Here is a 19,772-nt window from a genome sequence, read left to right as displayed (position 1 = left end):
TGTGGGGCTTTTTTTGGTCTAATATCCACACTTTAGCCCCCCTGCGGGGGTCCCCCCCCCGGCCCGGCACTACCGGGCAAGGCTCAGCGCGCGCGCTGCCGCCACTGCTCGCGCGACTGGCCCCAGATCTGCATCGGCTTGTCGTTGTACGGCGCTGGCAACTCCCCCATGCGCAGCAGGGTGCTGCCGAGCTTGCGCGCGACCGCCCGCGAGTTGTCGTTGTTCTCGGCAATGGTGTGGATCACTTCGTCCCAACCCAGCGTGTCGAACGCCCAGTCGATCGCGGCGACCGCCGCTTCCGGCGCATAGCCCCGGCCCCAGCTGGCATGACGGATGCCCCAGCCGACCTCGGTACCGGGCCAGTCCTGCGGTTGCCAGGGCCCCATCCGCCCGATCCAGTCACCGCTGGATTTCTCGATCACGCTGAACATCGAGAAGCCAAACAGCTGCCAAGCGCCAGCCAGGCTGCAGAAGCCACGCCAGGCCACCGAAGGCGGCTGCACGCCACCGAGGGTGCGCATCGTTTCCTCGTCGGCGCAGAACGCCAGATACGGCTCGTAGTCCTCGCGCAGCAGCGGCCGCAGGATCAGCCGTTCGGTTTCGATGCGCAGGTCGAAGATGCTCATGCCGGCTCCATGTCGAAGGAAGCGTCCATGATGGTGGATTCACGCCCCGCGCGGATGAATTTCGCCGGCTGCAACGAAACGGGCCGGCATAAGCCGGCCCGTCAGGTACTGCATGCTGCGTCTGGATTACTGGCGCGTGCTGGCCGCCGTGGCACCGGCAGCAGCGGTCTGCGTGACCAGCTGGCCATCGACCACCGGCAGGCGATCGCTGGCCGGCTTGTTGTCCATGCGCACCGTCTTCTCGGCGCCGTCATAGCGGTAGGTCACGTTGTACCCCTTCACCACGTCGTTGGTACCCATGGCAATGCGGTTGCCCGGCTTGCTGGCCATGCGCATGGTGCCGGTGGTGCCGTCCTCGTTGCGGTAGGTCACGTTGTAGCCGGTGACGCGGCTCGACTCGGAGGTCGCGGTCTCGGTGTGGCACTGGCGCTCGGTGCGGTTGACCACGCGGCCACCCACATGGCGCTTGTCGATCTGGTTGCCGATGAAGCCACCGGCCACCGCGCCGGCCGCAGTGGCGGCCTTCTTGCCATTGCCGCCGCCGACCTGGTTGCCCAGCAGGCCACCCACCACAGCACCGACCACGGTACCGCCGACGTTGCCGTCACGTTCCGGCAGTCGCTCCTGCACCGTCACGTCCTGGCAGACTTCATGCGGGGTCTGGGTGGTGGAGGTCTCGCGCACCGCATCGGTGCCGATCACGGTGGCGTAGGCCTTCTGCTTCTCGGTGATCGGGTCGACCTTCAGCACATCGGCATATTCCAGCCCACGCGGTGCGGTCGGGTCGAGAGTGTCACCACGCGCGCCATCGTCGGTGGCGTTGCCATCGACCAGGCGCGATTCACCATTGGGGGTTCCGGCGCTGATGGAATCGGGCGATCTGTCGCCACTCTTCATGAAGGCGGCAGTGGCGATGCCACCGACCAGCAGCGCGCCCGCTGCGACCAGGACAGTTGTAGTTGTGCTTTTCATGACCTGCTCCTTGCGGACCATCCGCAACGTTCTCGAACCAGATTGCAGCATGCGCTGCCTGAACGGAATCTCCACATTTCCTGCTCATTCCCGTAACCCATTCAGCATCGGGAAATGCTGGGCCCGTGGTAGCGTTTGCATATTCCCCAGGAGGACCCCCGCCATGGCCAACCCGATGCTGCTGCCGGTACTGCAATGGGCGCGCCGGCTGCGCTACCCCACCCTGTTCAAGCTCACCGCGGGCCTGTTCGCGCTGACCCTGTTCATCCCGGACCCGATTCCGTTCGTCGATGAGCTGGTGCTCGGCTTCGGCACCCTGCTGCTGGCCAACTGGAAGCGCCGCAACACCACCACGCCTCCGCCGCTGGAGCAGCATTGAGCCTGCTGGTCGACAGCCACTGCCATCTGGACGCCAGCGAGTTCGACCGCGACCGCGCCGCAGTGGTCGAGCGTGCGCAGGCCGCTGGCGTGCACCAGCAGGTGGTGCCGGCGGTGACCGCAGCCAGCTGGCCGAAGCTGCGCGAGGTCTGCCAGCAGGCGCCGGGGCTGTACCCAGCCTACGGCCTGCATCCGATGTTCCTGGCCGAGCACCAGCCTGGACACCTGCCGCTGCTGCGCGAGTGGATCGAACGCGAACGCCCCTGCGCGATCGGCGAATGTGGTCTGGACTTTTTCGTTGAAGGCCTGGATGCCGAGGCGCAACAGGCATATTTCATCGGTCAGCTGGAACTGGCCCGTGAGTTCGAGCTGCCGGTGATCGTGCATGCACGGCGCGCGGTGGATGCAGTGATCGCCGCGATCCGTCGCGTCGGCGGCCTGCGCGGCGTGGTGCACAGCTTTTCCGGCAGTCCAGAACAGGCAGCGCAACTGCACAGGCAGGGCTTCCTGCTCGGGCTCGGCGGCCCGTTGACCTACGAACGCGCGCAACGCCTGCAGCGGCTGGTGCGCGAGATGCCGCTGGAACAGCTGCTGCTGGAGACCGACGCTCCGGACCAGCCTGACGCCGGCATCCGCGGCCAGCGCAACGAACCGGCACGGCTGGCGATCATCGCCCGCCACGTGGCGGCGCTACGCGGGATGGAGCTGGACGCGGTGGCCCAGGCCACGACGGAGAACGCGCGGCGGCTGTTCGCGCTGCCCGCTATGCAACGGTAGGTGCCGGCCGCTGGCCGGCATCTGCGCTGATTCAATCATTCCGGGTTGCCGGCCAGCGGCCGGCGCTACCGATCACGCGTCAGCGTGATCCTCGACCACTTCGGCCTTCACCTTCTTCGGCTCCAGCAGCATTTCAAGCGCCTTGCCGACCGCCGCGAACGCGAACGCACCGGTGATGTGGGTCGCCGCACCCAGGCCCGCGCCGCAGTCCAGCTTCAATGCCGCATCAGCGCCCAGGTTCGGGCGGATGCCACAGACGCTGCCATCGGCCTGCGGGTACTTCACATTCTCCAGCGAATACACCGCCGGCACGCCGAAGTAGCGCTTGGCATTCTTCGGAAAGTTGAACTCGCTGCGCAGCTTCTTGCGGATCAACGCCAGCATGGCGTCGTGCTCGGTGCGCGAGACATCGCGGATGCGCACCAGGGTGGGATCGGTGCGGCCACCGGCGGCACCCACGGTCAGCAGCGGCAGCTTGCGGCGGCGGCACCAGGCAATCGTCTCGACCTTGACCCGGAAGCTGTCGCAGGCATCGATCACCAGATCAAAGCCACGGTCCAGCAGTTCGGCCATGTTCGACACCGTCAGGAACGCCTGTACGGCATCGACAGCGATGTCCGGGTTGATCGCGCGGCAGCGTTCGGCCATCGCCTCGGCTTTGTTGCGGCCGTAGTTGCCTTCCATCGCCGGCAGCTGCCGGTTGGTGTTGGACACGCAGATGTCATCGGCATCGATCAGGGTCAGGTGGCCGACCGCTGAACGCGCCAACGCTTCCACCACCCACGAGCCGACGCCGCCCATGCCGACCACCGCCACGCGGCTGCCCTGCAGGCGCTCGAGTGCGCCCACGCCATACAGCCGTTCGATGCCGGCGAAGCGTTGTTTGACCTGTTCGTTCATCCCGCTATTTTAACGTGCAGGCGTCGGCACCCGCAGTACGTCGGCATCGAACCTACCGTTGCACGCCCGGAGAGCCCGCCATGAACGCCAGCCCGCCCCGCCGCCCGTCCACCGCCTACCGCTATCTGTTCGTGCTCGGCCTGGGCCTGTTGATCGGCCTGATCGCCACGGTGATGGTCGGCCGCGCCCTGCAGGCCCGCCGCGATCCGTTCCCGGACAGCCTGATGCAGGTGATGCAACGGCAATCGCAGCTGCTGCAGCAGGCCCAGCAGCAGAACCGCTGCAGCCTGGCCGACAGCGTGCCGCGGTTGCAGGCCATGCGCCTGCTGTCCAACGACCTGGACCTGGCCTTTCCCGGGCTGAAGGACAGCGCGCAGTTCCAGCAGCATGCCAGCCAGCTGCGCGGCAACCTCAACGCCGCTCTGGCTGCGCCGCCCAGCGACTGCGCGGCCCTGGCCCGGGTGGTGGAAACGGTGCAGGCCGACTGCCGCGCCTGCCACCAGGACTTCCGCTGAGCCGCATTCATCCTGCAGCCGGACAAGGCCTGCGCGGTTGGCGCCTTGTTCACGTTCAAAAGGGGACGATTCGTCCACCCTGCTGCATGACGCAGTACCACCCCAGACACCCGCCTTCACGGCCAGGAGACGCCCCATGAAGATCCAGCTCATCGCCGCCAGCGCCATCGCTACCCTTGCTCTGGCTGGCTGTGCCACCTCGCCCGGCTACGGCGGTGGTGGTTACAACAACGGCTACAACAATGGCGGCTACGGCAACAATGGTGGCTACAACCAGGGCCGCTGCGCCGACTGCGGCATCGTGACCCGCATCAACACCGTGCAGTCCGGCCGTACCGCGCCCAGCGCGACCGGCGCGATCCTGGGCGGCATCGTCGGCGCCGTGGCCGGCCACGAGATCTCCGACCACACCGGCGGCAGCCGTGGCAACAAGAACATCGCCGCCGCTGCGGGCGCGGTCGGTGGCGCACTGGCCGGCAACCAGATCCAGAAGAACGTGACCAGCGACACCTACGACATCAGCGTGCGCATGGACGATGGCCGCACCATCGTGGTCAACCAGCGCGACCTCGGCGGCATCCGCGAGAACACCTACGTGCGCGTGGTCAACGGCAAGGTCATCCTGCGCTGACCTGCATCGGGCCGATGGCAAAGAAAAGGCCCGCTTGCGCGGGCCTTTTCATTTGACGGTATGCAGCGCGATCAGGTCGGCTGAACGGCGTCGGCCTGCAGGCCCTTCTGGCCCTGCACGACGGTGAAGGTGACCTTCTGGCCTTCCTTCAGGCTCTTGAAGCCCTGGGTCTGGATGGCACGGAAGTGCACGAACACGTCTTCGCCGTTTTCACGGCTGATGAAGCCGAAGCCCTTTGCATCGTTGAACCACTTGACGGTACCGGTCTCGCGATCAGACATCTCACTAACTCCCTGGTGACTCTCTCTTGTTGTAGGAAACGCCTGGTGGGCGGCTGACAAGCAAGGGGGAAGCGAGGTGCATCGATGCAGCGGATCGGGAAGATCTTGCTTCATCAGGCCACGATCCACGGTGACCTTGCCAAGCTCAGCGACTGCAACTTAACCCGCCCAAAACGAAAAAGCAACTGGCAAAATCTTTCACTGTCAACCCCAAAACGACCACCATACGGGACAGCATGGGACTCTCATTCATCTTATATCTGCTAGCGGTCATTTTTGTCCTCGTCGGCATCGCCGGAATCATCCTTCCGGCCCTCCCCGGCATCCCGCTGGTGTTCATCGGACTGCTGCTGGCTGCGTGGGCCGACGGCTTCGCCCACGTCGGCTGGCCGACCCTGGTCGCGCTGGGCGTACTGACCCTGCTCTCGCTGCTGGTGGACGTGCTGGCCACAGTGGTGGGTGCGCAGCGGGTCGGTGCCAGCCGCAAGGCGCTGTGGGGCACGTTCGTCGGCAGCATCGTCGGGCTGTTCTTCATGCCGATCGGTCTCTTTGCCGGGCCCCTGATCGGCGCCCTCGCCGGCGAGTACTGGCACACCCGTGAACTGGGCCGCTCGACCAAGGTGGGTCTGGCCACCTGGCTTGGCATCCTGCTCGGCCTGGCGCTGAAACTGGCGGTGGTGATCGCGATGCTGGGCCTGTTCGCCTTCGCCTGGTTCCTGTAAGCCGCGCCGTCTTCACGCCGCGCGCACGCGGTGGCCGTGCATAAACCGTGGGGGCTGGCCGCGATGCGGTACAGCCGCCACACTGTGCGATCCCCGTATTCACCGAAGGGCCTGCTGGAATGACCCTCCCCCCGCTGCTTCCCCGCCTTGCGCCGCTGGCGCTGGCCCTGGCCAGTGCCCCATTGGCCGCGCAGGAATTCGTGCCCAACACCGATACCTCGCCCGCGGCGTGTGCCGCCATCACCACTGACGCGGCGCGCCTGGCCTGCTATGACCGCCTGTTCGCGCATACGCCGCAGGCCACGGCCGCCGCCGATGCCGCTGCCGAGGCGGCCGCGCAGGCCCGTCGCGAAGAACGCCAGACCGCACGCGTGAGCCAAGGCGAAGAGAAACTGCGCGAGCGGGTCAGCGACCTGTTCCGCCCCGCTGCGCCGGACAGCGCGCTGGCCAATGCCGGCCGCGGTTCGCTGCTGGACAGCCGCTGGGAACTGGCCGAGGACTCCAAGCTCGGCCCATTCCAGCTGCGTGCCTACAAGCCGGTGTACCTGCTGCCGGCGTTCTGGACCAGCGACCGCAACACCACGCCGCATTCGCCGAACCCGGCCAACACGGTCACCACGCCGCAGGTGCTGGACAGCGCCGAACTGAAGTTCCAGATCAGCTTCAAGACCAAGATCGCCGAGAACCTGTTCGGCGACAACGGCGACATCTGGGCCGGTTATACCCAGAGCTCGCGCTGGCAGGCCTACAACGGCGAGGATTCGCGCCCGTTCCGCGAAACCAATTACGAGCCGGAAGTGATGATGGTGTTCCGCAACGGCTACTCGATCGGTGGCTGGCGTGGACGCATGACCGGCATCGCGCTGAACCACCAGTCCAACGGCCGTGCCGACCCACTGTCGCGCAGCTGGAACCGGGTGATGCTCAACATCGGCCTGGACCGCGAGAACTGGGCGCTGGTGCTGCGGCCGTGGTACCGCATTCCCGAGACCCGCAGCGACGACAACAATCCGGACATCGAGGACTACATGGGCCGCGGTGATGCGACCCTGACCTGGAACCGCAACGGCCACGAAGTCTCACTGATGGCGCGCCACTCGCTGCGCACCGGCAGCCGTTCGCACGGCGCCCTGCAGCTGGATTACGGCTTCCCGATCAGCAACCTGCTGCGCGGCCATGTGCAGGTCTTCGACGGCTATGGCGAGAGCCTGATCGACTACAACCACAAGGCCACCTACGTGGGCGTGGGCGTGTCGCTGCTGGAGTGGTTCTGATGGACGTGACGATCTGGCACAACCCGGCCTGCAGCAACTCGCGTGGCGCATTGAAGCTGATCCGCGATGCCGGCTTCGATCCGGAGGTGATCGAGTACCTGGGCAATCCACCCGATGTGACCACACTGCGCCAGGTGCTGGCCGAATCCAGATTGAGCGCACGTGATCTGGTGCGCAGCAAGGAAGCACAGTTCACCGAACTGGGCCTGGAAGATGCGGACGAGGCCACGCTGCTGGCCGCGATGGCCGCACACCCGCGCCTGATCAACCGCCCCGTGGTGCGCACGCCCAAGGGCACCCGGCTGTGCCGTCCACCGGAAACGGTGCTGGAGATCCTGTAACGGAAAAGGGGACGGAGGGGATTAAGTCGCTTGTGCACAAACGACTTGATCCCCTCCGTCCCCTTTTCTGGTTACCGCCAGTCGGTGATGCCCTCGCGGCGGTATACCTCGGCGAACGCCGGGCGCGCCTTCATCGACGTGGCATGTGCCTTCAGCACCGGCCAGGTGTCGCTGGGCTTCGGCATGTTGCGCGACCAGCGCATCAGCATCACCAGCATGTAGTCGACCACGCAGGGCGTGGTGCCCAGCAGGTAGGGGCCATGCGCCTGCAGGTGCGTGGCGACCTGCTGCCAGGCCGCCTCAAGGCGCTGACGGGCCATCTCGCGGCTCGCTTCGATATTTGCCTCGCCCGCCATTTCATGCGGATAGAACCAGGCACGATAGGCCGGCTGCAGCGTATTGGCACACCAGAACATCCAGCGGTAGGCATCGGCGCGCTGCGGCGTGCCCAGTGCGGGCAGCAGGTTGGCCTCCGGATGGCGGTCAGCCAGATACAGTGCGATCGCCGCCGCTTCGGTCAGTACCAAGCCATCTATCAGCAGTGTCGGCACCACACCGGCCGGATTCAGCGCCAGGTACTCCGCCGACTTGTGCTCGCGCGCGTCGAAATCCAGCAGCACCAGTTCGTGCTCGATGCCCAGCTCGATCAGCAGCCAGTGAACCACCAGCGCGGCGGTACTGGTTGAACCATACAGCGTGGTGCTCATGCGGAAGATCCTGTGCAGGTGGATCAGCCGATTATGCGCCCACGCGCGCAATCGTTGCTCAGCCGCAGCGGCTCATGCAGGTATCGCGGCTTTCGCTACAGGACATGATCGGCGTGCGTATCGCGCAGTCGTGCGTCTTCAGTTCACAGGAACGGCGCAGCTCGGGGTTGGCAATGTCCTTGCAGCGCTTGTCCGGCGCCGGCACCATCTGTTGTTCGCAGCTGAAGTCGTTGCTGCCGATACTGCCCCGCGCCATGCAGCTGCGATAGTCGGCCTGACACTGCATGCGGCACTGCGAGGAGGCGGAGAAGTCCGCACCTTCATAGGACGAGGTTGTACTGCAGCCGGCCAGGGCCAGCAGGATCGCAACGGCGATGAATCGATGCAGGCCCATGAACACGTCCTGTGTGAGGTCGCGCCGAGCCTAGCAGAGCAGAGCAGATGCTGCAGGTTCGTTAACCCTCACCACACAACAACGGCGCCACACGGGCGCCGTTGCTTGAACCGGAAGCGCGGCAGGATTACTCCACCACCACCGGAATCTTGCCGATGCGGGCCTGCCATTCGCGCGGGCCGGTCTTGTGCACCGACTCACCGCTGGAATCCACCGCCACCGTCACCGGCATGTCCTGCACGGTGAACTCGTAGATCGCCTCCATGCCGAGGTCGGCGAATCCGACCACCTTGGCGGCCTTGATCGCCTTGGACACCAGGTAGGCCGAACCGCCAACAGCCATCAGGTAGGCCGACTTGTTGTCACGGATCGCCTCGATCGCCGCCGGGCCGCGCTCGGCCTTGCCGACCATGCCCAGCAGGCCGGTCTGTTCAAGCACCTGACGGGTGAACTTGTCCATGCGGGTCGCCGTGGTCGGACCAGCCGGGCCCACCACTTCGTCGCGCACCGGATCGACCGGGCCGACGTAGTAGATGAAGCGGCCCTTCAGATCGACCGGCAGTTCCTCGCCCTTGTTGAGCATGTCGACCATGCGCTTGTGCGCGGCGTCGCGGCCGGTCAGCAGCTTGCCGTTCAGCAGCAGGGTCTGGCCCGGTTTCCAGCTGGCCACGTCCTCCGGGGTGATCGTGTCCAGGTCCACGCGGGTGCCCTTGGACGAATCGTAGGTCAGCTTCGGCCAGTCCTCCAGCGACGGCGGGTCCAGCATCACCGGGCCGCTGCCATCCAGGGTGAAGTGCGCATGGCGGGTGGCCGCGCAGTTCGGGATCATCGCCACCGGCAGGTTGGCCGCATGAGTCGGGTAATCGTTGATCTTGATGTCGAGCACGGTGGTCAGGCCACCCAGGCCCTGCGCACCGATGCCCAGCGCGTTGACCTTCTCGTACAGCTCCAGGCGCAGCTCTTCAATGCGGTTGGACGCACCACGGGCCTGCAGCTCGGTGATGTCGATCGGCTCCATCAGCGCTTCCTTGGCCAGCAGCATCGCCTTCTCGGCGGTGCCGCCGATGCCGATGCCGAGCATGCCCGGCGGGCACCAGCCGGCGCCCATGGTCGGCACGGTCTTCAGCACCCAGTCGACGATGGAGTCGGACGGGTTGAGCATGGCGAACTTGGTCTTGGCTTCCGAACCACCGCCCTTGGCGGCGACGATCACGTCGACAGTGTTGCCCGGCACCACCTTGACGTTGACCACGCCCGGGGTGTTGTCCTTGGTGTTGATGCGCTTGCCGGCCGGATCAGCCAGCACCGAGGCGCGCAGCTTGTTGTCCGGGTGCATGTAGGCACGGCGCACGCCTTCATTGGCCATGTCTTCCACGCCCATGGTGGCGTCGTCCCAACGCACGTCCATGCCGATTTCCAGGAACACGGTGACGATGCCGGTGTCCTGGCAGATCGGACGGTGGCCTTCGGCGCACATGCGCGAATTGATCAGGATCTGCGCCATCGCTTCCTTCGCGGCCGGCGACTCCTCGCGCTCGTAGGCGGCGGCAAGGTTCTTGATGTAGTCGACCGGGTGGTAGTACGAGATGTACTGCAGCGCGTCGGCGATGGACTGGATGAGGTCTTCCTGCTTGATCGATGTCACGACTTGCTCGCTTGCTGGAGGCTGGCGGGGGTAATCCGCCCATTTTACCCCCTCCCCCGGCCGCGGGGTGGTAGTGCCGGCCGCTGGCCTGCACTATCCACGCACACCCTCTGTCACGCCACGCGCCACTGCGGCGTCCTTGCCCACATGAACGCTGAAACCGCTTTCCAGAACCACCGTCCGCGTCTGATGGCGCTGGCCTACCGCCTGCTCGGCAGTCGCACCGACGCCGAAGACGTGGTCCAGGATGCCTGGTTGCGCTGGTCCGGCGCCGACCCGGCGGCCGTCCGCGACCCCGAAGCCTGGCTGGTCACCACCACCACCCGGCTCGGCCTGGACCGGCTGCGCGCAGCCAAGCGCGAGCGCGTGCATTACGTCGGCCCGTGGCTGGCTGAACCGCTGGCAGTCACCCTGGAGCCGGACCCGGCGCCCGGCCCGGCCCAGCTGCATGCGCTGGCCGACGACATCTCGGTCGCCTTCCTGACCCTGCTCGAACAGCTCGGCCCCGAGGAGCGCGCCGCCTTTCTGTTGAAGGAGGCCTTTGACCACGATTACCGCGAGATTGCCGAGCTGATCGGCCACAGCGAGGCCAACTGCCGGCAGCTGGTGCACCGTGCCCGGCAGCGCCTGCAGTCTGGGCGGCCACGCTTCAATGCCGATGCCAGCCAGCACCGGCAGCTGCTGGCACGCTTCATGGACGCTTCCCAGCGCGGCGACAGCGAAGCGATCCAGACCCTGCTGCACGCCAACGCGTTGCTGGTCTCCGACGGTGGCGGCGTGGTTACCGCGGCGATCCGCCCGCTGCTGGGCGCCGAACGCATCGGACGCCTGTTCTGGGCCATCGCCCGCCGTGGCGCGGCGCATTCGGCGCAGCTGGGCTACGTCAACGGCGAGCCGGCGATCCTGCGCTTCATCGGTGATCGCCTGCACTCGGTCACCACCATCGAGGTGGTCGCTGGCCGCATCGCCAACGTGTACAGCGTGCTGAATCCGGAAAAGCTGCCGGACGTTGTCACGAACAGGGACGGCACGGCGTCCTTGTAATGAAAGGCGGCCATCGTGGCCGCCGTGGAGCCGAAAATGTCCGACCACGCCTCTCCCCGCGTCCCTTACACCCGCCTGGCCGCCGAAGCCTTCAAGGGCCTGCTGGCCACCAGCCAGGCGGTGCATGACAGCTCGATTGATCCGACCCTGATGGAACTGGTGTTCCTGCGCGTGTCGCAGCTCAACGGCTGCGGCTATTGCATGGACATGCATGCCACCACGCTGCGCAAGGGCGGCATCGAGCCGCGCAAGCTCGATACCCTGCCGGCCTGGCACGAAAGCCGTTTCTTCGATGCACGCGAGCGTGCGGCGCTGGGCTGGGCCGAAGCGCTGACCCGGCTGACCGACGCCGCGCCGTCGCAGGCGGCGTTCGATGCACTGGCACCGCACTTCGATGAGAAGGGCATCAGCGACCTGAGCATGGGCATCGCGGTGATCAATGCCTGGAACCGGCTGGGCGCCGGGCTGCTGCCGCCGCTGCCGTAAAGGGAGGCAAGCCGGGCCAGGCAGGTTCTGCAGCTGTTGGTAGGTGTCGACCTTGGTCGACACGGTAGATCCACGCCATGCGTGGATGTGGTGGGTCGGATCCCTTCGCATTACGAAGGGCTCTGACCCGATCCGGGCAGATGAGGTCAGAGCCCTTTGCTCCGCAAGGGGATCTGACCCCGGTGTCGGCCACACGGCTGCACTGACCCCATCTGCACGCGTCAGGCGCGCACAATACGCACATGCCTGCTACCCCCACCGCTGGCGCTGCCGCCGCGAAGAAACCCAGCCTGCGCCAGCGCTTCAGGGCGATGCGCAACCTGCCACCGTTCCTGCGCATGGTCTGGAAGACCAGCCCCGCGCTCACCCTGGCCAGCCTTGGCCTGCGCCTGATCCGTGCGCTGCTGCCGGTGGCGATGCTCTACGTCGGCAAGCTGATCATCGACAGCGCCCTGCACCTGAGCCAGCACGACGCTGGCTTCCCGCCGCTGGGCGAAGCACTGTCCAGCGGCATACTGAATCCGCTGCTGGGCCTGCTGGCGCTGGAATTCGGCCTGGCCATCGCCTCGGATCTGCTCGGCCGGCTGGTCAGCTACGCCGATGCTCTGCTCTCGGAACTGTTCGCCAACGTCACCAGCATCCGGCTGATGGAGCACGCTGCGACGCTGGATCTGGAGGATTTCGAAGACCCGGACCTGCAGGACAAGCTGGACCGTGCGCGACGCCAGACCATGGGCCGGATGAACCTGATGAGCCAGTTGTTCGGCCAGGTGCAGGACGCGATCACCGTGGCCAGCCTCGCCGTCGGCCTGCTGGTCTACGCGCCGTGGTTGATCCTGCTGCTGGCGCTGGCCCTGGTGCCGGCCTTCATCGGCGAATCGCACTTCAACGCGGCCGGCTACAGCCTCAACTTCCAGTGGACGCCCGAGCGCCGCCAGCTCGACTACCTGCGCCAGCTCGGTGCCAGCGTGGAAACGGCCAAGGAAGTGAAGATCTACAACCTGCATCGCTTCCTGGTGGAGCGCTACCGGCGCCTGTCGGTGGCGCTGTTCCAGGCCAACCGCGCCCTGGCCCGGCGCCGCGCGTTCTGGGGCACGCTGCTGGCCGCACTGGGCACGCTGGGCTACTACACCGCCTACGCCTACATCGCCTGGCGCACGGTGCGCGGCGACTTTTCGATCGGCGACCTGACCTTCCTCGCCGGCAGCTTCCTGCGCCTGCGCCAGCTGCTGGAGGGCCTGTTGATCGGGTTCTCGCAGGTGGCCAGCCAGGCGCTGTACCTGGATGACCTGTTCTCGTTCTTCCAGATCCAGCCGGAAATCCACTCGCGTGAAGGTGCGGTGCGCGTGCCGCAGCCGATCCGCCAGGGCTTCGTGTTCGAGAACGTCGGCTTCCGCTACCCGGATGCCGAGCAATGGGCGGTGCGCCACCTTGATTTCCAGCTGCAGGCTGGCGAAGTACTGGCGCTGGTCGGTGAGAACGGCGCCGGCAAGACCACCCTGGTGAAGCTGCTGGCACGGCTGTACGAACCGGACGAGGGCCGCATCCTGCTCGATGGCCGCGACCTGCGCGACTACGACCTGGACGACCTGCGCGCCAACCTCGGGGTGATCTTCCAGGACTTCGTGCGCTACAACCTCAGCGCCGGCGAGAACATCGGCGTCGGCCAGGTCGAGGCGATGGACGACCAGGCGCGCATCGCCGACGCCGCACGGCGTGGCATGGCCGAGGAAGTGATCGACGACCTGCCCGGCGGCTACGACCAGCTGATCGGCCGCCGCTTCAAGCAGGGCGTGGACCTGTCCGGCGGCCAATGGCAGAAGATCGCCATCGCCCGCGCATGGATGCGCAATGCGCAGGTGATGATCCTGGATGAGCCAACGGCGGCGCTGGATGCGCGAAGTGAGTTCGAGGTGTTCCAGCGGTTCAGGGAACTGGCGGATAATCGCACCGCAGTGCTGATTTCCCACCGTTTCTCTTCGGTACGCATGGCCGATCGCATCCTGGTGCTGGCCGATGGCCGGATCGAGGCCAGCGGCACCCATGAAGAGCTGATGGCCCAGGGCGGCCGCTACGCCGAGCTGTTCGAGCTGCAGGCGGCCGGCTACCGCTGAGAACGCCTCTCGTTCCGCCTAATGAGAACCTGTCTCATTTGAGATAGAATCACCCCGACGACTTCCGATAGATACGCCCATGTCCTCCGCTTTTGGCGCCGAAACGGTGCTTGAGGTCCGTCATTGGACCGATGCCTACTTCAGCTTCACCCTCACCCGCGACAGCGGTTTCCGCTTCGAGAACGGCCAGTTCGTGATGATCGGCCTGGAAACCGAGGCGCGGCCGCTGCTGCGCGCGTATTCCATCGCCAGCGCCAACTGGGAAGAGCATCTGGAGTTCTTCAGCATCAAGGTGCAGGACGGCCCGCTGACCTCGCGCCTGCAGCACATCAAGCCGGGTGACAAGGTGCTGGTCGGCAAGAAGCCCACCGGCACCCTGCTGATCAGCGATCTGCACCCCGGCAAGAACCTGTACCTGCTGGGCACCGGCACCGGCATGGCGCCGTGGCTGTCGGTCATCAAGGACCCGGAAACCTACGAGCGCTTCGAGAAGGTGATCCTCTGCCACGGCGTGCGCTACGAAAAGGACCTCGCCTACCGCGACTACTTCGAGAAGGAACTGCGTGAGCATGAGTTCCTGGGCGAGATGATCGGCGACAAGCTGCTGTACTACCCGGCCGTCACCCGCGAGCCGTTCGCCAACCAGGGCCGCCTGACCCAGCTGATGGAAAGCGGCGAGATGCAGCGCACCCTCGGCCTGCCGGAGCTGAGCCCGGAGAATGACCGCGCGATGATCTGCGGCAGCCCGCAGATGCTGGCCGACCTGCGCAGCGTGCTCGATGCCCGTGGCTTCCAGGTCTCGCCGCGTATCGGCCAGCCGGGCCACTACGTGTTCGAGCGCGCGTTCGTCGAGAAATAAACAAAAAGGGGACGGAGGGGATTAAGTCGTTTGTGCACAAACGACTTAATCCCCTCCGTCCCCTTTTCGGGTTCATCTCACAGCAGCGCTTCGATCTCGCCGCGCAGCTGCTCCGGCTTGGTGGTGGGCGCATGCCGCGACACCACCTGCCCCTGGCGGTCGACCAGGAACTTGCTGAAATTCCACTTGATGCGGGCGCTACCCAGCAGGCCGCGCTTCTCGCGTGACAGCCATGCCCACAACGGATCAGCCCCCTCGCCATTGACCTCGATCTTCTCCGACAGCGGGAAGCTGACCGGGTAGTCCAGCGAACAGAACTGGCGGATCTGCGCGGCGTCGCCGGGCTCCTGTGCACCGAACTGGTTGCATGGGAACCCGATCACCACCAGGCCACGCTCGCGATACTCCTGCCAGAGCTGTTCCAGCCCGGTGTACTGCGGGGTGAAGCCACAGCGGCTGGCGACATTGACCAGCAGCAACGGGTGCCCCTGGTACCGGGCCAGGGCCTGCGGCTGGCCGTCGAGGTCGCGGAAGCTGAAATCGTAGGCAGTGGTCATGGCAGCGGGCCGTGGGCGGTGAATGCATGGTACCCGCGCCCAGCCCCGGCAACATGCCTTTTGACACAAGTGCGGGCGCCGCCGGCCGGGTTACCCTCGGGCCCTTGTTTGCCTTACCGGAGTTCCTACCTTGACCACTCGCCTTGCCCTTGCCGTGGCCATGTCCCTCGGCCTTGCCCTGCCCGCCTTCTCGGCCGGCGCCGCCACCCCGGCTGCCAGCACCAATGCCCAGCAGGCCAACCCGTTCTTCGCCGAAAGCCCGCTGCCGCTGCATTTCCCGCAGTTCGACAAGATCAAGGACAGCGACTTCGCCCCGGCCTTCGACGCCGGCATGGCGCAGCAGCTGAAGGAAGTGGAGGCGATCGCCAACAACAAGGCCAAGCCGACCTTCGACAACACCATCATCGCCCTGGAAAAGAGCGGTGACATCCTCGACCGTGCGACCACCGTGTTCTTCAGCCTGGTAGGCGCCGATACCAACGACACCCGCAAGAAGCTGCAGGCCGACTACTCGGCGAAGTTCGCCGCGCACAGCGATGCGATCGCGCTGAACGGCAAGCTGTTCGCCCGCATCCAGGCGCTGTACGACACCCGCAGCCAGCTGGGCCTGGACGCCGAAGGCGTGCGCCTGGTCGAGAAGTACTACGACAACTACGTGCGCGCCGGCGCCAAGCTGTCCGAGGCTGACAAGGCCACGCTGAAGGAGATGAACGCCGAGCTGGCCAACCTGGGCACCAAGTTCAGCCAGAACGTGCAGTCGGAAGTGAACGCTTCGGCGATCACCGTCGACGACGTCAAGGAGCTGGACGGCCTGTCCAAGGAGCAGATCGCTGCCGCCGCCGAAGCCGCCAAGGCCCGTGGCCTGGAAGGCAAGTACGTGATCACCCTGCTCAACACCACCGGCCAGCCGCCGCTGACCAACCTGGCCAACCGCGCCCTGCGCCAGAAGATCTACGAAGCCTCGACCACCCGCGGCAGCCGCGGCGGTGAGTTCGACAACACCGCGCTGGTCTCGCGCATCATGCAGCTGCGTGCCGACAAGGCCAAGCTGATGGGCTTCCCGAACTTCGCCGCCTACAACCTGACCAACCAGACCGCCAAGACCCCGGAAGCGGTCAACGCAATGCTCGGCAAGCTGGCTCCGGCCGCCGTGGCCAACGCCAAGCGCGAAGCCGCCGATCTGCAGGCGATGATCGACAAGGAACAGAAGGCCGCGCGCAAGCCGACCTTCCAGCTGGAACCGTGGGACTGGGCCTTCTACAGCGAGAAGGTGCGCCAGGCCAAGTACAACTTCGACGAGTCGCAGCTGAAGCCGTACTTCGAGATGAAGAACGTGCTGGAGAACGGCGTGTTCTACGCCGCCGGCCAGGAATTCGGCCTGACCTTCAAGCAGCGCACCGACCTGCCGGTCTACCACGATGACGTCACCGTCTACGACGTGTTCGACGCTGACGGCAGCCAGCTGGCGATCTTCATCTTCGACCCGTATGCACGCGCCTCCAAGCGCGGCGGTGCGTGGATGAACTCCTACGTCTCGCAGTCCAAGCTGACCGGCTTCAAGCCGGTGGTCGCCAACCACCTGAACATCCCGAAGCCGCCGGCCGGCCAGCCGACCCTGCTGACCTGGGACGAGGTGAACACCACCTTCCACGAGTTCGGCCACGCCCTGCACGGCATGTTCTCCAACGTGAAGTACCCGTACTTCTCGGGCACCTCGGTGCCGCGTGACTTCGTCGAGTTCCCCTCGCAGGTCAACGAAATGTGGTCGGACAACCCGGTCATCCTGAAGAACTACGCCAAGCACTACCAGAATGGTTCGGCGATGCCGCAGGCACTGCTGGACAAGGTGCTGGCAGCGGCCAAGTTCAACCAGGGCTTCGCCACCACCGAGTACCTGGGCGCGGCCATGCTTGATCAGCGCTGGCACCAGATCGGCGCCGACCAGGTGCCGGCCGCCAAGGACGTGATGGCCTTCGAGCGCGCCGCGCTGGAGAAGGACGGCATCTACTACGCGCCGGTTCCGCCGCGCTACAAGACCCCGTACTTCAGCCACATCATGGGCGGCTACTCGGCCGGCTACTACGCCTACATCTGGTCGGAAGTGCTCGACGCCAACACCCAGAAGTGGTTCAAGGACAACGGCGGCCTGAGCCGCAAGAACGGCGACCACTTCCGCGCCACCCTGCTGTCCAAGGGCGGCAGCGTGGATGCCATGCAGCTGTTCCGCGATTTCGCCGGCCACGAGCCGCAGATCGAACCGCTGCTGGAAAAGCGTGGCCTGACCGGCGCCGGCAACTGATCGCCCGCGCGGTAGCCTGAAACGAAAACCGCCCGGGAGACCGGGCGGTTTTTTGTTGGGGCATCCACGCATGGCGTGGATCTACTGAAGTGCGTCATGTGTGGATCGATGATGCCGGAGTTCGTGGCGCGGATGGATCGTGCCGACCAACGGTCGGCACCCACCAGTAGATCCACGCCATGCGTGGATGCTCTCCGGTCACCGCCGAAACAGTCGCTCCCACCACCGCCCTTTCGGCGTACCGGGCGTGGCAGCGGCAGTCGATGCGATATCCGGGTGCGCTGCCACGAACTCCGCCAGCTGTGCCGCCGCGGCCTCCGCATACAGCATCGCGCCATCCGGCGCGCAGTTCAGCAGATTGCTCAAGCTGGTCGATGCATTGAGATCCATCGGGTTCGGCTCGACCACCTCGCTGGCCTCCAGCAATCCGCATCCGCTGGCGATCGCGTCATCGACAACACGCCAGAAAACGACCAGGCGTCCATCGGAGAACAGCTCCTCCAGGCGCGCAGCCAGTGCGCTGTCCACTGCATGATCAGCGCGTAACTGCTTCAGCCGGGCATGCGTGATGAACACGCCACCACCATAGTTTTCACGTAGATGGTTGCCGGCGGCAGCATCCGCCCACTGCAACGGCACCAGTTGCCGCCAGTCCGCGAAATAGCGGGCGACCACCGGATCGTCGATGAAAAACGAAAGGGCGCTCCCGCGGAGATAGTGATACCGCCGAAAGTGGCCGGCCACGATCGCCAGGTACAAAGCGTGCCCCTTCTCGAAAGGCACTTCTGCGCTGATCGAGCGAGCCTCCTCGATGCGCTCCTGCAGCTGCTCCATGTAGAACGGCTCGATCTGGAACCGCTGCTGCAGCTCGGCGACCAGCGCGCCATCCTCAAGCGCACGGAAATAAATGTCACGGATCTCGGATTCCGCAATCGGATGATAGGTGATGTCCCAACCCATGCTGCGATGCCTTCAGTGAAGCGGTGATGCCGCTGGTCGACAAGTTTAGCGCCCACGTCACCCCAGCCAGGCACAGCGCCGACAACGCTCGCGCATGACGTCAAGCGATGTCGCGTCTTCCACGATCCGCACCATCGGTCGCGCAGGGCAGAAGTGCAGCCTCAACGTGGCGCCACGTACCCACCCGGCACGCCTTCCGGCGACAGCACCAGCTGCCACAGCTGCGCGTGCCGGCAACGGAAGGTGGCCATCGACCCGGCCAGGTAGAAGCGCCACATGCGCCGGAAGTGCTCGTCGTAGCGCGCATCCAGCCGCGGCCACGCCGCTTCCACGTTGCGCCGCCAGGCCTGCAGGGTCAGGTCGTAATCGGTGCCGAAGTTGTGCCAGTCCTCCAGCACGAAGCAGCCCTCGAACGCCTTGGTGATCTGCACCGCCGATGGCAGCATCGAGTTGGGAAAGATGTAGCGCGCGATCCACGGGTCGGTACGATGCCGCGAGATGTTGGTGCCGATGCTGTGCAGCAGCAGCAGGCCGCGCGGTGACAGGCAACGCCTGGCCACCTCGAAGAAGCTGGCGTAGTTCTTGTCGCCGACGTGCTCGAACATGCCGATCGAGAAGATCGCATCGAACGGCTCGTGCAGTTCGCGGTAGTCCTGCAGGCGGATCTCGATCGGCAGGCCGGCGCACAGTTCGCGGGCGAACTCGGCCTGCTCCTGCGAAATGGTCACGCCGACGCCACTGACACCGTAGCGCTCGGCGGCGAACTTCAGGGCTTCGCCCCAGCCACAGCCGATGTCCAGCACACGCTGCCCCGGGCGCAGGCCCAGCTTGCGGCAGACCAGGTCAAGCTTGGCTTCCTGCGCGGCGTCGAGATCGCCGGCATTGCGCCAGTAGCCACAGCTATAGACCAGGCGCTGGCCCAGCATGGCCTGGTAGAGATCATTGCCGAGGTCGTAGTGGCGGCGGCCCACCTCGTAGCTGCCCTGTCCCACCTGCAGGTTGAACAGGCGCGCCTTCAGTGCATCGGCCACTTCGCGCCAACCGTGCACCCGTTCGTCCAGGTGCGCCTGCATCAGGTGGACAAGGAAGTCGTCCAGGACGTTGGCATCCCACCAACCGTCCATGTAGCTCTCGCCGAGGCCAAGCGAGCCGTGCGCCATGACCCGCGCGAAGAAGCGCGGGTCATGAACCTGGATATCCTGTGGCTGGGTACCGCCGATGCGGACCCCGGCTTCCTGCAGCAGGCCGGCGACCCGCTCCTGCAACCCTGTATCCACGCCACCTCCTCGA

Annotated in this window: 22 protein-coding genes; 12 read left to right on the top strand and 10 right to left on the bottom strand. The window is 65.8% G+C overall.

What is annotated here, in order from left to right; all coding sequences use genetic code 11:
* Positions 1-83 precede the first annotated feature (83 nt).
* Positions 84-626: a GNAT family N-acetyltransferase gene (locus ABE423_RS08245; protein WP_049460564.1), complete on the bottom strand. Its 543-nt coding sequence runs from the start codon at positions 624-626 to the stop codon at positions 84-86.
* A 126-nt stretch (positions 627-752) separates the two neighbouring features.
* Positions 753-1,598, bottom strand: coding sequence for a glycine zipper 2TM domain-containing protein (locus ABE423_RS08240; RefSeq protein WP_049398785.1), 846 nt, complete (start codon positions 1,596-1,598; stop codon positions 753-755).
* A gap of 163 nt (positions 1,599-1,761) precedes the next feature.
* On the opposite strand from ABE423_RS08240, the gene ABE423_RS08235 reads away from it, so the two are divergent.
* Together ABE423_RS08235 and ABE423_RS08230 are read left to right on the top strand one after the other, a co-directional pair.
* The gene (locus tag ABE423_RS08235) at positions 1,762-1,977 is read left to right on the top strand and encodes a DUF6116 family protein (RefSeq protein ID WP_049398753.1); all 216 of its coding nucleotides are present in this window, start codon (positions 1,762-1,764) and stop codon (positions 1,975-1,977) included.
* Positions 1,974-2,753, top strand: coding sequence for a TatD family hydrolase (locus tag ABE423_RS08230; RefSeq protein WP_049420901.1), 780 nt, complete (start codon positions 1,974-1,976; stop codon positions 2,751-2,753). The genes ABE423_RS08235 and ABE423_RS08230 overlap by 4 nt, the downstream gene beginning before the upstream one ends.
* A 72-nt stretch (positions 2,754-2,825) precedes the next feature.
* On the opposite strand, the gene ABE423_RS08225 is transcribed toward ABE423_RS08230, so the two are convergent.
* Positions 2,826-3,653, bottom strand: coding sequence for a tRNA threonylcarbamoyladenosine dehydratase (locus tag ABE423_RS08225; RefSeq protein WP_134952129.1), 828 nt, complete (start codon positions 3,651-3,653; stop codon positions 2,826-2,828).
* A gap of 80 nt (positions 3,654-3,733) precedes the next feature.
* Between ABE423_RS08225 and ABE423_RS08220 the strand changes: the two genes are divergently transcribed.
* Together ABE423_RS08220 and ABE423_RS08215 are read left to right on the top strand one after the other, a co-directional pair.
* Positions 3,734-4,168, top strand: coding sequence for a cytochrome c (locus ABE423_RS08220; RefSeq protein WP_180837506.1), 435 nt, complete (start codon positions 3,734-3,736; stop codon positions 4,166-4,168).
* A 136-nt stretch (positions 4,169-4,304) separates the two neighbouring features.
* Entirely contained in the window at positions 4,305-4,799 is a 495-nt protein-coding gene (locus ABE423_RS08215) for a glycine zipper 2TM domain-containing protein (RefSeq protein ID WP_010486804.1), read from the top strand.
* A 71-nt stretch (positions 4,800-4,870) separates the two neighbouring features.
* Here ABE423_RS08215 and ABE423_RS08210 read toward each other — a convergent pair whose 3' ends face one another.
* Positions 4,871-5,080 carry a cold-shock protein gene (locus ABE423_RS08210; protein ID WP_005410290.1) on the bottom strand — a complete coding sequence of 70 codons (210 nt, stop codon included), beginning with the start codon at positions 5,078-5,080 and terminating at the stop codon, positions 4,871-4,873.
* A gap of 236 nt (positions 5,081-5,316) precedes the next feature.
* Between ABE423_RS08210 and ABE423_RS08205 the strand changes: the two genes are divergently transcribed.
* From ABE423_RS08205 to arsC, 3 genes are all read left to right on the top strand, one after another.
* The gene (locus ABE423_RS08205) at positions 5,317-5,802 is read left to right on the top strand and encodes a DUF456 domain-containing protein (protein WP_049398758.1); all 486 of its coding nucleotides are present in this window, start codon (positions 5,317-5,319) and stop codon (positions 5,800-5,802) included.
* A 119-nt stretch (positions 5,803-5,921) separates the two neighbouring features.
* Positions 5,922-7,076 (top strand): phospholipase A, encoded by a 1,155-nt coding sequence (locus tag ABE423_RS08200; protein WP_125895489.1) that lies wholly within the window; start codon positions 5,922-5,924, stop codon positions 7,074-7,076.
* Positions 7,076-7,417, top strand: a complete 342-nt coding sequence (gene arsC / locus ABE423_RS08195; protein WP_125895488.1) for an arsenate reductase (glutaredoxin) — start codon at positions 7,076-7,078, stop codon at positions 7,415-7,417. Before ABE423_RS08200 ends, arsC begins: the two co-directional genes overlap by 1 nt.
* Positions 7,418-7,488: 71 nt before the next feature.
* Here the strand turns inward: arsC and ABE423_RS08190 are convergent, their stop codons facing one another.
* The 3 genes from ABE423_RS08190 to ABE423_RS08180 all read right to left on the bottom strand — a co-directional run bounded on the left by ABE423_RS08190 (position 7,489) and on the right by ABE423_RS08180 (position 10,163).
* Entirely contained in the window at positions 7,489-8,124 is a 636-nt protein-coding gene (locus tag ABE423_RS08190; protein WP_049398760.1) for a glutathione S-transferase family protein, read from the bottom strand.
* A gap of 58 nt (positions 8,125-8,182) precedes the next feature.
* Complete coding sequence (locus tag ABE423_RS08185; RefSeq protein ID WP_100434983.1) at positions 8,183-8,518, bottom strand: hypothetical protein; 336 nt, start codon at positions 8,516-8,518, stop codon at positions 8,183-8,185.
* Positions 8,519-8,645: 127 nt separating this feature from the next.
* On the bottom strand, positions 8,646-10,163 hold the full coding sequence (locus ABE423_RS08180) for a fumarate hydratase (RefSeq protein WP_125895487.1): 1,518 nt from the start codon (positions 10,161-10,163) through the stop codon (positions 8,646-8,648).
* A gap of 147 nt (positions 10,164-10,310) precedes the next feature.
* On the opposite strand from ABE423_RS08180, the gene ABE423_RS08175 reads away from it, so the two are divergent.
* The 4 genes from ABE423_RS08175 to ABE423_RS08160 all read left to right on the top strand — a co-directional run bounded on the left by ABE423_RS08175 (position 10,311) and on the right by ABE423_RS08160 (position 14,666).
* A complete protein-coding gene (locus tag ABE423_RS08175; protein WP_346485690.1) occupies positions 10,311-11,207 on the top strand; it encodes an RNA polymerase sigma-70 factor in 897 nt (298 codons plus the stop codon).
* A gap of 36 nt (positions 11,208-11,243) precedes the next feature.
* Positions 11,244-11,693: a carboxymuconolactone decarboxylase family protein gene (locus ABE423_RS08170; RefSeq protein ID WP_253143577.1), complete on the top strand. Its 450-nt coding sequence runs from the start codon at positions 11,244-11,246 to the stop codon at positions 11,691-11,693.
* Between the two features lie 242 nt (positions 11,694-11,935).
* Positions 11,936-13,807, top strand: coding sequence for an ABC transporter ATP-binding protein (locus tag ABE423_RS08165; protein ID WP_164080938.1), 1,872 nt, complete (start codon positions 11,936-11,938; stop codon positions 13,805-13,807).
* 79 nt (positions 13,808-13,886) lie between these two features.
* Positions 13,887-14,666 (top strand): ferredoxin--NADP reductase, encoded by a 780-nt coding sequence (locus tag ABE423_RS08160; RefSeq protein WP_046984352.1) that lies wholly within the window; start codon positions 13,887-13,889, stop codon positions 14,664-14,666.
* A 77-nt stretch (positions 14,667-14,743) separates the two neighbouring features.
* Here the strand turns inward: ABE423_RS08160 and ABE423_RS08155 are convergent, their stop codons facing one another.
* Positions 14,744-15,223 (bottom strand): glutathione peroxidase, encoded by a 480-nt coding sequence (locus ABE423_RS08155; RefSeq protein ID WP_346485687.1) that lies wholly within the window; start codon positions 15,221-15,223, stop codon positions 14,744-14,746.
* 130 nt (positions 15,224-15,353) lie between these two features.
* Here ABE423_RS08155 and ABE423_RS08150 point away from each other — a divergent pair, with 130 nt between their 5' ends.
* Entirely contained in the window at positions 15,354-17,522 is a 2,169-nt protein-coding gene (locus ABE423_RS08150; protein WP_125895483.1) for a M3 family metallopeptidase, read from the top strand.
* Between the two features lie 198 nt (positions 17,523-17,720).
* On the opposite strand, the gene ABE423_RS08145 is transcribed toward ABE423_RS08150, so the two are convergent.
* Both ABE423_RS08145 and cfa read right to left on the bottom strand, forming a co-directional pair.
* Positions 17,721-18,482: a hypothetical protein gene (locus ABE423_RS08145; protein ID WP_164081430.1), complete on the bottom strand. Its 762-nt coding sequence runs from the start codon at positions 18,480-18,482 to the stop codon at positions 17,721-17,723.
* A 161-nt stretch (positions 18,483-18,643) separates the two neighbouring features.
* Entirely contained in the window at positions 18,644-19,759 is a 1,116-nt protein-coding gene (cfa, locus tag ABE423_RS08140) for a cyclopropane fatty acyl phospholipid synthase (protein ID WP_125895481.1), read from the bottom strand.
* Between the last annotated feature and the right edge of the window lie 13 nt (positions 19,760-19,772).

It is taken from the genome of Stenotrophomonas sp. TWI1409 (assembly GCF_039673015.1).
GTDB lineage: Bacteria > Pseudomonadota > Gammaproteobacteria > Xanthomonadales > Xanthomonadaceae > Stenotrophomonas > Stenotrophomonas maltophilia_A.
The sequence above is the reverse complement of the archived record's forward strand: the minus strand, read 5'-3'. Positions and strand labels throughout refer to the sequence as shown.